Below are 12,748 nucleotides of genomic sequence, written 5' to 3'. Positions count from 1 at the left end.
CAAGGCTAACCTCACTTTCCACATCATTCACTGGCCGACCTCACGCACTGGCCGACCTCACGCACTGGCTGACCCGTCTCACTGGAAAGGCCGACGTTGGCCTCCACTCTCTACCTGGTCGCCGGGAAGGCGACCACCTCGGTCACGCACGGCTTCCTGCCCGCCGCCGCCCGGCTGGGGCTGGACGTGGTGCTGCTCACCGACCGGCCGTCCGTCCACGCCCACGACGGTCCGGTCGTCGAGTGCGACGTCTCCGACTTCCGCGAGATCATCGCCCGGGTCGGCGCGGCCGCGCCGCCCGCCGCGATCTTCTCCAACAGCGACTTCCTCCAGGCGCAGACGGCGCTGGCCGCCGCCTACTTCGGGCTGCCGGGCAAGGACTGGCGGGCGGCGACGCGGGCGAAGAACAAGGCGCTCATGCGCGGCCACCTCGCCGCGCTCGACCCGGTGTTCACGGCGCCGGCGGACGCGGTGCCGCCGGACGCGCCGTTCCCGCTCGTCCTCAAGCCGCGGGACGGGGTGGCCAGCGAGGACGTGTTCCTCGTCCGGGACGCGCGGGAGCTGGCGCTGCGGCGCGCGGAGATCGCGGCGCGGCGGCCGGACCCGCTGGTGGCCGAGGAGTACCTGCCGGGCGATGTGCACACGCTGGAGACGCTGGGCGACGGGCACGGGCTGCGCGTGCTCGGCTCGTTCCGGACGCGGATGTCGCCGCCGCCGTTCTTCGTGGAGGAGCGCCTCGAATGGGCGCCGCCTCCCCCGCAGACCCCGGAGATCCTCGCGCAGCTCACGGCGCTCGGCGTCGGGATCGGCGCCTGCCACACCGAGTTCGTCGTCCACGCGGGCCGTGCGCGGATCATCGAAGTGAACTACCGGCTGATCGGCGACCACTGCGACCTGCTGCTCGCCGACCTGCTGGGCGTCCCGCTGTACGAGCGGATTCTGCGCGTCCACCTGGGCGAGCGCCTGCCCGCGGACGAGGGGGCGCCGACCGGTGGGCACGCGGTCGCCGAGCCGGTCATCGCCGAGCGCGCCGGGATGCTGACCGCCGCGCCCGGGCCCTGCGACCTGGACGACGGCGCGGTGCGGCTGACCTACCGGCCGCAGCGGAAGGTCGGCGACACCATCGCCCTCACCCGGACGAACCGGGACTACCTCGGCACCGTGCGCGCGATCGGCCCGGCGCCGGACGCGGTGGAGGCCGCGCTGGCCCGCTTCCGCGCGTCCCGCCGGTGGGTCATCAGGTGACCGGCATCGAGGGCCCGCTGGCGGCCCGGGTCCTGGACGCCCTGCTGCGCGAGGACTACGCGGGACTGCACCGCCGCGTCGACCCGGAGACGCACACGCTGCGGCTGCCGGGACGCGCGGTCGGGCTCGTCCGGGCCGATCCGCCGTTCCTGTCCGCGTTCGTCGTGGACGCGGCGCAGGACCTCCGCCTGCGGGACGTGTTCGCCGCCGTCCGCGCGCTGGCCGATCCCCGGGACGACGTCACGGCCTTCGAGCGCGAGTGCAGGGACGCCCTCGCCGCGATCCGCCTGCACGAGGACGCGCGCCCGGCCGTGTACCGGCGCCTGGCGCGCATACCGGACGAGCTGAGAACCGGCCCCGGGACGTTCTACGAGACGCTCGCCGCCTACAACGACCACCCCGTATACCCGACCGGCAAAGGGCGGACCGGACTCCGCACAGCCGATCTCAGCCGCTACGCGCCCGAGTTCAACCCGTCGTTCGCGCTGTACTGGGCCGCCGTGCCGGGCGCGACGCTCGCGGGCGACCGCCCGTCCTGGTGGCCGACACCCGCCGACGTGGGGTTCGAGACGGCCGCCGAGCTCTTCCCCGTCCATCCCCTGGCGGTGCCCCAGGTGCGGCGCGAGCCGGGGGTGACGGTCGCTCCCGACCGCTACCTCCAGGTCGCCCCCACGCTGTCCATGCGCACGGTGGCCGCCGCCCCGCTCGACCACCTGAAGATGCCGCTGCCGACGAGCACGCTGGGGTTGCGCAACCGCCGCACCATCGTCCCCGGCACGCTGCCGGACGGGGCGCTCGTCGAGCGCATCCTGCGCCGCGTCCTGGCGCGCGAGGAGCTGCCCGTCCTGCTGGCGGACGAGCAGACCTACGGCCATGCGGTCTCGCCCCATCTCGGGTATCTCGTCCGGCGCTTCCCGGCCGAGACGGCACGCGCGCACGTCGTGCCCGTCGCGGCCTTACTCGCGGACGCCCCCGGCGGCGGGCACGTCATCGAACGCTGGGACGTCGCGTCCCTGTTCGACGCCTACCTGTCGGCGTTGTTCGCCTGGAACGTCACCCTCTTCCGCTACGGGATCGCCCTGGAGGCGCACCAGCAGAACGTGGCGCTCGTGCTGGGCGACCCGGATGACGGCCCGCCCCGCATCCTGGTCAAGGACAACGACGGCGCGCTCATCGACCCGGACGTCCTGCACGGGCGCCTGGGCGTCGACCCGGCCGCCGACCCGCGCGACCTCGTCGACCGGCGGATGCGGACCCGCGACCCCGAGGCGCTCGCCCGCGTCTTCACCACGATCACCCTGCACCTGTGCGCCGCCGCACCCGCCCTCGGCCTCGCCGAGCGGGGCCTGCTCCCCTGGCGCGCGGGCCGCGCGCTGATCCGCGACCGGCTCGACGCCGCGCTCGGGCCGGACGAGGCGTTCCTGCGCTCCCGCACGCTGGACGCGGCGGCGCTGCCGGGCAAGGCCATGGTCACCGCCGGGACCCTCGTCGACAAGGCCAGGACCGGCGCCGCCGACATCAACAAGCACTACGGCCCGCCGGGGCCGAACTACCTACGGGACGAGCCGAACTACCTACGGGACGACACGTGCTGCTGACAGAACCGGTCCTGACGGCCGACGACGCCACCGCCACCGCGTTGCTGAACTGCCTCGTCCGCGAGGTCTGCGGGCCCGAGCAGCAGGTGTGGGCGGACGGGGGGCGCCTCGTCCTGCGGCTGCCCTGGGCGGGCGTCGTCCTGCGCACGGGCCTCGCCCGTCCCCCGGTCGGCCCCACCTACCGCCTCACCGCGCCCTACGAGGAGCAGCGCGAGGACGCCTGGATCCCCGCCTCCTGGGACCGCCTCGCCGATCTGGTCGCGGGAGAACTGGAACTGGCGACGGGACGCCCGAACCCCGAGTTCCTCGCCCAGGTCGGCGACAGCCACGGCGCGCTGACCGCCATCCTCGCCGCGCGCGGAGAACCCGCCGACGAGCCCTACCTTGCCGACGAGCCCTACATCGCCTCGGAGCAGTCCTTGGTGGCGGGCCACCGTTTTCATCCGTCGCCCAAGGCGCGCCAGGGCGAGCCCGACGAGTGGCTCAGGTACGCGCCGGAGACGCGCTCCCGGTTTCGTCCGCACTGGCTGGCCGTCCCGGACGAGCTGGTGGCCGAGGAGGGCGACCCGAGCGCGTTCACGACTCTCCAGGGGTACGGCCCTCCGCCTCCTCCGGGGCACAAGACGCTGCCCGTCCATCCGTGGCAGCTCTCGCTGCTCTCGCACCGTCCCGTCCTGCGGCGGGCCTTGGCCGAGGGTGCCGTCAGGGACCTCGGGCCGTCCGGGGTGGAGGCCGTGCCCACGTCCTCCGTGCGCACGGTGTACCTCCCGGAGGCGGACGTGTTCTGCAAGTTCAGCCTGGACGTCCGCATCACCAACTGCGTACGGAAGAACGCCTGGTACGAGCTTTCCGGTGCGATGGCGCTCAACCGGCTGCTGCCGCGTCCGTTCCTGAACGCCACGTTCCTCTCCGAACCCGCCTACCGCACCCTCGCGCTCGCGGACCTCCACCTCTACGAGGGCCTGGGCGTCATCCTCCGCGAAGGCGTGAAGTCCCTTCCGGGCACTCCGCTCCTGGCCGGGGCCCTGGCCGACCCCTACGGCACGCTCCTGGCGAAGCTCCCGGCCATGGCCACCCCGGAAGGGGCGCACGCCTGGTGGAACGCCTACGTCGCCCACGTGGCGCCGCCCGTCCTGCACGCCTTCCTCGACCACGGCATCGTTTTGGAGCCGCACCTCCAGAACGTCCTGATCTGCGTCGACGCCGAGGGGATGCCCGTCCACGCCGCGTTCCGCGACCTCGAGGGAACCAAGCTGACCGCCGGCCGCTGGGACCTCGCCCACCTGCCCGCCCGCGTCGCCGAGGCGCTCACCTACGCGCCCGACCAGGGCTGGAACCGCGTCGTCTACTGCCTGCTCGTCAACCACCTCGCCGAGACGGCGGCGGCGGTCGCCGACCTGCACCCGTCCCTGGAGCTGTGGCGGACGGCCCGCGACCACTTCGCCGCCCACGACGCGCACCCGCAGGTCCGGGCGCTGCTGGCGGGCGTCCCGCTACCCGCGAAGGCCAATCTCCGCACCCGCTGGGCCCGCAGCGCCGACCGCGTCGCCTCCTACGTTTCCGCCCCGAACCCGCTGGCGCTGCCCCTATGAATGTGGATGACCTGCCTTATCCGGCGTATGTGTACGACCTTCCCGGACTGGCCGACCACGCGCGGACGATCCGCTCCGCGCTGCGCGGCACCGAACTCTTCTACGCCGCCAAAGCGAACCCGGACCCGGAGATTTTGCGCACGCTCGCCCCGCACCTCGACGGGATCGAGGTCTCCTCGGGCGGCGAGCTGGCGCACGTCCGGAAGGCGCTCCCGGACATACCTCTCGCATTCGGCGGTCCCGGGAAAACCGACGAGGAACTGGCCCGGGCCGTGGCGTTCAACGTCGACCGCATCCACATAGAAAGCCCGCGCGAGCTGACGCGGCTCCGGGAACTAGGCAGAGCCGACGTTCTCCTCAGGGCCAATCTCCCCTTCGCCGCGCCGGGCGCCGCGTTGACGATGAGCGGCCCCTTCGGCATGGACGAGGACGCCCTGAACGAATGCGCCCGCCGGATAGCCGAATCCCCCGGCATCACCCTGAAAGGGATTCACACGCATCTCGCGTCCGGCCTGGGCGCCCCGGCACTGCTCGACCTCTCGAAACGAATAACGGCGTGGGCGCTGCCCTGGCTGCGCGACCACGGCGTCACCGAACCCGAAATCAATCTCGGCGGCGGAATGGCCGTCGACTACACGAACCCGGGGGCGCTGTTCGACTGGGCCGCCTACGGCGCCGGGCTCGGACGCCCCGAAGCGAGGCTCCGCGTCGAGCCGGGCCGCGCCGTGACCGCCTACCACGGCCGCTACGTCACCGACGTCCTGGACGTGAAGACGACCCGAGGCGAAACCTACGTGGTCCTGCGCGGCGGGACCCATCATCTGCGGACCCCGGCGGCCAAGGGCCACGACCAGCCCTTCGAGGTCCTCACCCGGAAATCCGAACCGGTGGGAAGGGCGACGCTCGTGGGGCAGCTCTGCACCCCCAAGGACGTCTTCGCCCGGGATGTCGCCGTCCCGCCCCTCGCGCCGGGCGACGTCATCGCCTTCGCGATGGCCGGTGCCTACGCGTGGAACATCTCCCACCACGACTTCCTCATGCACCCGCACCCGGAATTCCACTACATCCGCTGATTTCGCACGCTGCCGTCCCAGCGCCATTCGGTGAGACGCGGACGGCCCGGCAGTTCACCGCGTCCCGTGCACCACAGCAGAACCTTCCAGGGGTCGCCTTCCGGCGCGTCGGAGAAAAGGCGCGTGAGAACGCCCGCGCACAGATCACTCGGCGGTTCCCAGTCCAGGCCGAGCCCCGCCGCGAGGTCATGGGTGTGGACGAGGATCTCCACGGCCCCCATGGCGGCGAACCCCGCCGGGTCGGACAGGCCGAAGCCGTGGTGCGACCGGACGTCCGGCGGCGTGCACCGCACCATGGCGACCAGCAGCGCCCCGCAGGAGTCCAGCACTTCGAGCAGCCCGGCGGGGCCTGCGGAGCGGTCGGCGTAGATGACGTTGGCGGGCCCGCCCGGGCGGCGGCGCTCCCACAGGAACGGCACCTCGCGGTCCCGCGGCGGCGTGCGCGGGCCGAGCTGCGCGGCGTAGGCGAACAGGTCGTCGGCGAGGTGCTCGACGGTCTCCCAGCAGGTCCACTCCAGCGAACCGGCGTTGGCGTCCCAGCCGTCCGGGGATGCCTGTTCGAGCACGTCCAGCGACAGCCGCAGGGCCCGGTCGAGGTCGTCCGCAGTGATCATGGCTGCGACCGTACCCGGAAACGGGTATGTCCAGGGTCCCCGAGAAAGGTTCAGACGATGGTGCTAGACCGGGTCCGTTCGCTCGCGAGCCTCGGAGCGCGCGCGGCACACGCCGTCCGCGACACCGGCATGCTGACGCCGGTGCGTCCCGACCGGGCCGTGCGGCTGCCGCTCCCCTACCTGCGGTTCGGAGCCGTCCCCGCCACGATCGGCGCGATGTCGGCGCTGCGGTTCCCCGGCCGGACCGCGCTGATCGACGAGTACGGCGCGCTCACCCACGAGGAGCTGGAGCGCCACGCCGCCGCGCTCGCCACGGTGCTCCAGGGCCGCCTGGCCGACGCGAAGGCCGGCGACCGGGTCGGGATCCTGTGCCGCAACCACCGGGGCTTCGTCGCGGCGCTGCTGGCGGCGTCCCGGCTCGGCACCGACGTGGTGCTGCTCAACACCGACTTCTCCGCCGCCCAGCTCGGGGAGGTCGCCGAGCGCGAGGGCATCGGACTGCTCGTCCACGACGAGGAGTTCGGCGCGCTGGTGGAGCAGTCCGGGTTCGCCGGTGAGCGGATGGCCGCCTGGACGGGCGAGCCCATCGAGACGGACGCGACCGGGCCGCACCGAGCCGGAGGGACGAGTCGCGTGGTCGTGATGACCTCCGGCACCACCGGCACGCCGAAAGGCGCCCGGCACGAGGTGTCGCTGACCGCGCTGCTCCCGGTCGCGTTGAGCCACCTGATGCGCGTCCCGGTCCGCTCCGGGGCGCCGATCGTGATCGCGCCGCCGCTGTTCCACATCCTGGGGCTCGCCTACATGTCGGTCGGGCTGGGGCTGGGGATGCCGCTCGTGCTGTCGCGGCGGTTCGACGCGTCCGAGACGCTGCGGGCGATCCGCGTCCACCGCGCGGAGACGCTGGTCGCGGTGCCCGCCATGCTCCAGCGCGTCCTGGACGCCCGTACGGAGCCGACCCCGCGCCTGCGCACGGTCGTGTGCGGCGGGTCCGCGCTGCACCCGCACCTGTCGGAGGCGTTCATGGACGCGTTCGGGGACGTGCTCGTCAACGTCTACGGGGCGACCGAGACCGGCTGGGCCACGATCGCCACGCCCGCCGACCTGCGCGCGGCGCCGGGCACCGTAGGGCGGCCCTCGTTCCGGCTCACGGTCAGGGTCCTCGACGAGGACGGCCGGGAGCTGCCCCCGGGCGAGACCGGCGAGATCCACGTCGGCGGCGGGCTGCGGTTCGCGGGCTACACCGGGGGTGGCCGCAGGCGGGTCCGGGACGGGCTGACGGCCTCGGGCGACCTCGGCCACTTCGACGGCGCGGGACGGCTGTTCGTCGACGGCCGCGCCGACGACATGATCGTCTCTGGCGGCGAGAACGTCTTCCCCGGCGAGGTCGAACGCCTCCTGGACGGCCACCCGGACGTCGCCGAGGTCGCCGTGACCGGGGTGGACGACGAGCGGTTCGGCCAGCGGCTGGCCGCCCACATCGTGCGCGTCCCCGGCTCGGACGTCGGCGAGGACGACATCAAGGAGTATGTGAAGCAGCATCTCGCGCGCTACAAGGTGCCCAGGGACGTGCGTTTCGTCGACCGCCTCCCGCGCACGAGCACGGGCAAGTTCAAGCCGGGGGGCCTGCGTGAACAAGACTCGCGCGAACATGGCGGTTAAAGCGTGTCGCGCAACGACCTCAGCCGTCACGCGGGCGCGTAGCTGAGCGGTGGGGCCGACGCCGAAGGCGAGGCCCCACCGCGAAGATCGCGAAGCGATCCGCGCCCGCACAAGATCGGTCAGCGTGCGAGCCGCCAGGCGAGCACGCTGGGCCGAGATTGAAATAAACACAGAACGGCGCCCGGACCCGGGCCGCGGGGAGTTCGGGCGCCGCCCCGGCGGGGACGAGCCGTCAGGCGGCGCCGGCCCGCCGCTTCGCGGCCATGCAGATGCGGGCCAGGTCGTTGAGGGCGTCGGCGCGGCGCTCGTCCACCGACCGGCCATCGCCGGGGGCGGCCTCCGCGAGGGTGTCGATGACCAGGGAGAACACGGGCCACTCGGCGGGCCCGATGGCACCCTGGAAGTCGACGCCGGCCGCGAGGTCGTCCAGGTCGAGGTTGCGGGCGAAGGTGGCGAGGGCGGCCTCGGCCGCCACGACGCCGATGCGCATCGCCAGCGCGGCCGGCTCGCGGTCGAGGGAGCGCACGTTGCTGGAACCCATGGCGGACAACCTAGAACATACGAGCGAGCCACGTCGAACGTTTGCTCGAAAACTTTCGCTCGACGTGCCCGCTCGACGTGCCCCGCCGCGACGCGCGTCAGTCCACGATCGCGTGCAGGTGGAGGTAGGAGTGCGTGAAGTGCAGCTCCCCGTCGACCAGGCTGGGCCGCATGCCGGTCGCGGGGCCGCCCGCCAGCTCGGCCTCCAGCTCCTCGCGGATCTGCGCGGCGGCGTCGTCCGGCGTCCGGGACAGCTCCAGCCACGGGCGCAGCGGGCGGGTGAAGGTGAACTCGTCGCGCCGCTTCACCTCGGCGCCCGCCGCCGTGACGAGGTCCGCGACCTCGGCGGTGGTGAGCGCTCTGCCGTGGGACGGGTCGCGCAGCCGCTCGATGCGGTCCGCGTCGCCGGCGACGCCCTCGGGCCGGACGAGGTCGGCGACGAACAGCGCCGCGCCGGGACGGCTGACCCGGACCATCTCCCGCACGACCGCCTCGGGGGCCGCGACCTGGTGGAGGGAGAACCGCGTCAGCACGAGCGTGAACGACCGGTCGACGTAGGGGAGGTCGGCGGCGTCGCCGTGCGTGAACGTGAGGTTGGTGAGGCCCGCGCGGTCGGCCTCGCGCTTGCCCTCGGCGAGTATCGCGGGCGTGAGGTCGAGCGCGGTGGCGTGCCGGACGCGGCGGGCGACGGCGCGGGAGACGAGCGCGGTTCCGGCGGCGACCTCCAGCACCACGTCCTCCGGGTCGAGCTCGGGCTCCATGAACCGGACGAGCCGGTCCAGGTGGCGGGTGAACGCGGCGTTCAGCCGGGGATCGGCGAACCCCGCCGCCTGCCCGGAGAACTCCCGTACGACCTTGTCGCCATGCGTCACCGTCACGTCGCCTCCCTGAGGTAGTGCCCGGATCATCCCCGAAAGCACGCACGGTGAACAGAGGTAAGTGAGAGTCATCACCCGGCGGCGTGACGCGTCCCACGTCACGGCGAAAGGCAAGCTCACAACGTTGGAACCGGCCGGATCCAAACCCGAGCGGGCGTCAGACCGACGGAACGGACTCCAGCAGCGCCGCCAGCCCGTCCGCGTCGAGGAGGTCGGCGGGCCGCACGGTGCGGTTCGCGGCGACGTAGTGGAAGGCCGCGCTGACCCGCTCGACGTCGACGCCCGTGAGCTCCGCCCAGGCCAGCCGGTACGCGGCGAGCTGGACGGAGGCGGGCCCCGCCTCGTCGCCGGACGGCGGCGACCCGGTCTTCCAGTCCACGACCTCGTAGCCGCCGCCGGGCGAGCGGAAGACGGCGTCCATCCGGCCCCGGACCAGCCGGTCGCCGATGATCGTCTCGAACGGGACCTCGATGTCGAGCGGCTCGCGCGCCGCCCACTCCGACTCCTCGAACCGCTCCCGCAGCCGCGCCAGGTGCGCGTCGTCGGCGGCGCCCTCGTCGGCCGCGCCGGGCAGCTCGTCGGGGTCCAGGAGGCGCTGCTGCCCCCAGCGGCTCTCCAGCCAGGCGTGGAACGCGGTGCCGCGCCGCGCGTAGGGGGCGGGCGGCCGGGGCATCGGGCGGCGGATCTGGCGGGCCAGCGCCGCCGGGTCGCGCGCGAGCGACACCAGCGACGACACCGACAGGTTCGCGGGCAGCTCGACGAGCGTCCCGTCGCCGCCGCGGCCCCGGTCGCGCTCGGCGAGCAGCAGCTCGACGTCGCGCGCCCACGCGGTCATGCGGCCCCGGTCGGCGTCCGACAGGCCGTCGTTGCCGGCCCAGTGGCGAGTGCGGCCGTTCATCGCGTCCTCGACCATGCGGGCGGCCGCGACGACCGCCTCGTACCGTTCGCGGGCGGTGACGTCGGCGCGGCCGCGCTCGCCGGGCGCGACCGGCCAGTGCGCCTCGTCGGGGTCGGCGAGCAGCGGGTTGGCGGCGCCCTCCTCCGGCGGGTCGGCCCACACCGCGACCGCCCCGGCGCCCGCCAGGCACACCGCCCGCACCTCCTCCAGGAACGGCGAGGGGCCGAGCGGGCGCCCGGACGAGCCCCACCAGTACCCGGTCGCGATGAGCAGGCTGGACGCGCGGGTCACCGCGACGTAGGCGAGCCGCCGCTCCTCCCGCAGGTCGCGCTCGGAGCACGCCTGGTCGAACGCGGCGAGGTCGTCCTTGTCGAGGCCGCGCAGCGCGGGCAGGTCGGCGCGGTCGCCGCGCAGCATGAACGGCAGCACGCGCGGGTTCGCCGTCCACCGGGTGGCGTTCTGCGGCGGCGAGGGGAAGATCGACCCCTTGGCGGGCCCGCCGTTCTTCTGCGGCACGTACGACAGCCCCGGCACGACGACGACCGGCCACTCCAGCCCCTTGGACGCGTGGACGGTGAGCAGCTTCACGCTGTCGGTCTCGCCGACCCGCCCGGCCTCCAGCCCGAACTCCTCGGTCTCGGCGGCCTTGAGGTAGGCGAGGAACGCGCCGAGCGTCGGGTCCTCGGCGTCGCCCGCGAAGGTGGCGGCGGCGTCGATGAACGCGTCCAGGTCGGCGCGGGCGGTGACCGGGTCCAGTCCGGACCGCGCGGCGACCTCGATGTCGAGCCCGAGCGCCCGCTCCACCTCGCTCACGAGGTCGGGCAGCGGCAGCCCGACCTGCCCGCGCAGGACGCGCATCTCGTCGCGCAGCCGCCGCAGCCGCCCGTAGCCCTCCGGGGAGTAGGCGGCGGGGTCGCCGAGGTCGTCGAGCGCGTCCACGAGGCTGCCGGTCTCCTGGTTGAGCTCGCTGACGAGCTGCCGCAGCGGGTCCTCCGCCTCTCCCTCGGCCCCCGAATCCCGAGGCTCCTCCGGGGCCTCGGGGGCCGGGGGCTCGGCGGACGGCGGCGGGGTGACGTCGCGGGCGGAGTCCTGGGCGAGCGCGCGGGCGCGGCGGCCGAGCGCGACGAGGTCGCGCGGGCCGAGCCGCCAGCGGGGCCCGGTGAGCAGGCGGGCGAGCGACGCCCCGGCGGTCGGGTCGTGCATGGCGCGCAGGGTGGCGACGACGTCCTGCACCTCGGGGACGGTCAGCAGCCCGCCGAGCCCGACGACCTCGACCGGCACGCCGCGCGCCTCCAGCGCGCGCCGGATCAGCGGGAACTGCGACCGCTTCCGCGCGAGCACGGCGATGTCGGAGTACCGGAGCGGCTCGGCGAGGTCGCCGCCGTCGGGGGCGGTCTCGACGCCCTCGGCCATCAGCCGGACGACCCGCGCGGCGATGCGGTCGGCCTCGTCCTCGACGGTCGGGAACAGCGCGCACTCGACGCGGCCGCGGCCCTCGCGTCCGGCGCCGGGGACGAGCCGGGGCACGGCGGCGGTCTCGGCGCGCAGCTCCTCCTGGATCGTGGCGGCGGCCTCCAGGATCCGCTCGCCGTTGCGGAACGACCGGCTCAGCTGGACGACCGGCGCGGGCACCGGCCGCCGCCCCGCCACGGCGGGCTGGGCGGGGAAGTCGTGGGCGAACCGCAGCAGGTTCCCGGCGCTCGCGCCGCGCCACCCGTAGATCGACTGGCAGGGGTCGCCGACCGCCGTCACCGGGTGGCCGCCGGAGAACAGCGAGGTCAGCAGCACGAGCTGCGCCTGGCTCGTGTCCTGGTACTCGTCCAGCAGGACGACCGAGAACCGGGACCGCTCGACCATCCCGACCTCGGGGTGCCGGTAGGCGATCCGCGCGGACAGCGCCATCTGGTCGCCGTGGTCGATGACCTCCCGGTCGGCCTTGGCCCGCCCGTAGGCCTCGACGAGCGGCATGAGCTGCTCGCGGACGGCGTGCTTGGCGAGGATGTCGCGCTGCGGTTTGAGCGGCTTGCGCAGCGCCGCGAACCGCTCGTCGAGCCAGGAGCCGACCTTGCGGATGTCGGCGGTCGTGCGCAGGTGCTCCGACAGGTCGCCCGACAGCTCCATCACGGCCTTGGTGACGGTGTCGGGCTGCCACTCGACGCGGTCCATCGGGCCGTTGTAGGTGTCGACGACGCGGGAGCAGATCTGCCAGGCGACGGCGGGCGAGATCAGCCGCATCGTCGGCTCCAGCGCCTCGCGCAGCGCGTGGTCGCCGAACAGCCGCGCCGCGTAGGAGTGGTAGGTCGAGACCATGGGCTCGCCGTCGAACAGCGCCTCGCCGCCGAGCCGCTCCAGCTCGTCGGCGGGCAGCGCCTCGCGCAGCGTGTCGAGCCGCTTGCGGACGCGGACGCCGAGCTCGGCGGCGGCCTTGCGGGTGAACGTCAGCCCGAGGACCCGTTCGGGCCGCACGAACCCGTTCGCGACCAGCCACACCACGCGCGCGGCCATCGTCTCGCTCTTGCCCGACCCGGCGCCCGCGATCACGGCCATCGGCGCGAGCGGCGCCTGGATCACCCGCGCCTGCTCGTCGGTGGGCGGCGGGATCTCCAGCAGCCCGGCCAGCTCCCCCGGCGTGATCACCTCGCCCCCTC

Annotated in this window: 9 protein-coding genes; 5 read left to right on the top strand and 4 right to left on the bottom strand. The window is 74.0% G+C overall.

Translation table 11 applies throughout. The annotated features are described in order from the left end of the window. Positions 1 to 96 precede the first annotated feature (96 nt). From K2F47_RS03135 to K2F47_RS03120, 4 genes are read left to right on the top strand one after another with little or no spacing between them, the layout of a single operon-like run. Complete coding sequence (locus K2F47_RS03135) at positions 97 to 1,245, top strand: ATP-grasp domain-containing protein (protein WP_242901121.1); 1,149 nt, start codon at positions 97 to 99, stop codon at positions 1,243 to 1,245. Then, positions 1,242 to 2,843 carry an IucA/IucC family protein gene (locus K2F47_RS03130; protein WP_242901120.1) on the top strand — a complete coding sequence of 534 codons (1,602 nt, stop codon included), beginning with the start codon at positions 1,242 to 1,244 and terminating at the stop codon, positions 2,841 to 2,843. The genes K2F47_RS03135 and K2F47_RS03130 overlap by 4 nt, the downstream gene beginning before the upstream one ends. Then, positions 2,834 to 4,435: an IucA/IucC family protein gene (locus K2F47_RS03125; protein ID WP_242901119.1), complete on the top strand. Its 1,602-nt coding sequence runs from the start codon at positions 2,834 to 2,836 to the stop codon at positions 4,433 to 4,435. The genes K2F47_RS03130 and K2F47_RS03125 overlap by 10 nt, the downstream gene beginning before the upstream one ends. Further along, positions 4,432 to 5,508, top strand: a complete 1,077-nt coding sequence (locus tag K2F47_RS03120; RefSeq protein ID WP_372490813.1) for a type III PLP-dependent enzyme — start codon at positions 4,432 to 4,434, stop codon at positions 5,506 to 5,508. Before K2F47_RS03125 ends, K2F47_RS03120 begins: the two co-directional genes overlap by 4 nt. On the opposite strand, the gene K2F47_RS03115 is transcribed toward K2F47_RS03120, so the two are convergent. Then, a complete protein-coding gene (locus K2F47_RS03115) occupies positions 5,496 to 6,122 on the bottom strand; it encodes a maleylpyruvate isomerase N-terminal domain-containing protein (RefSeq protein WP_242901117.1) in 627 nt (208 codons plus the stop codon). The two genes, K2F47_RS03120 and K2F47_RS03115, sit on opposite strands and share 13 nt — an antisense overlap. Before the next feature lie 57 nt (positions 6,123 to 6,179). Here K2F47_RS03115 and K2F47_RS03110 point away from each other — a divergent pair, with 57 nt between their 5' ends. Further along, positions 6,180 to 7,784 (top strand): AMP-binding protein, encoded by a 1,605-nt coding sequence (locus K2F47_RS03110; RefSeq protein WP_242901116.1) that lies wholly within the window; start codon positions 6,180 to 6,182, stop codon positions 7,782 to 7,784. Positions 7,785 to 8,016: 232 nt separating this feature from the next. Here the strand turns inward: K2F47_RS03110 and K2F47_RS03105 are convergent, their stop codons facing one another. From K2F47_RS03105 to K2F47_RS03095, 3 genes are all read right to left on the bottom strand, one after another. After that, complete coding sequence (locus K2F47_RS03105; protein ID WP_242901115.1) at positions 8,017 to 8,325, bottom strand: hypothetical protein; 309 nt, start codon at positions 8,323 to 8,325, stop codon at positions 8,017 to 8,019. A gap of 97 nt (positions 8,326 to 8,422) precedes the next feature. Continuing rightward, entirely contained in the window at positions 8,423 to 9,202 is a 780-nt protein-coding gene (locus K2F47_RS03100; protein ID WP_242901114.1) for a methyltransferase domain-containing protein, read from the bottom strand. Positions 9,203 to 9,359: 157 nt separating this feature from the next. Then, positions 9,360 to 12,737 (bottom strand): ATP-dependent helicase, encoded by a 3,378-nt coding sequence (locus tag K2F47_RS03095; RefSeq protein WP_242901113.1) that lies wholly within the window; start codon positions 12,735 to 12,737, stop codon positions 9,360 to 9,362. Positions 12,738 to 12,748 lie beyond the last annotated feature (11 nt).

The organism is Actinomadura terrae (genome assembly GCF_022751215.1).
GTDB lineage: Bacteria > Actinomycetota > Actinomycetes > Streptosporangiales > Streptosporangiaceae > Spirillospora > Spirillospora terrae.
The sequence above is the reverse complement of the archived record's forward strand: the minus strand, read 5'-3'. Positions and strand labels throughout refer to the sequence as shown.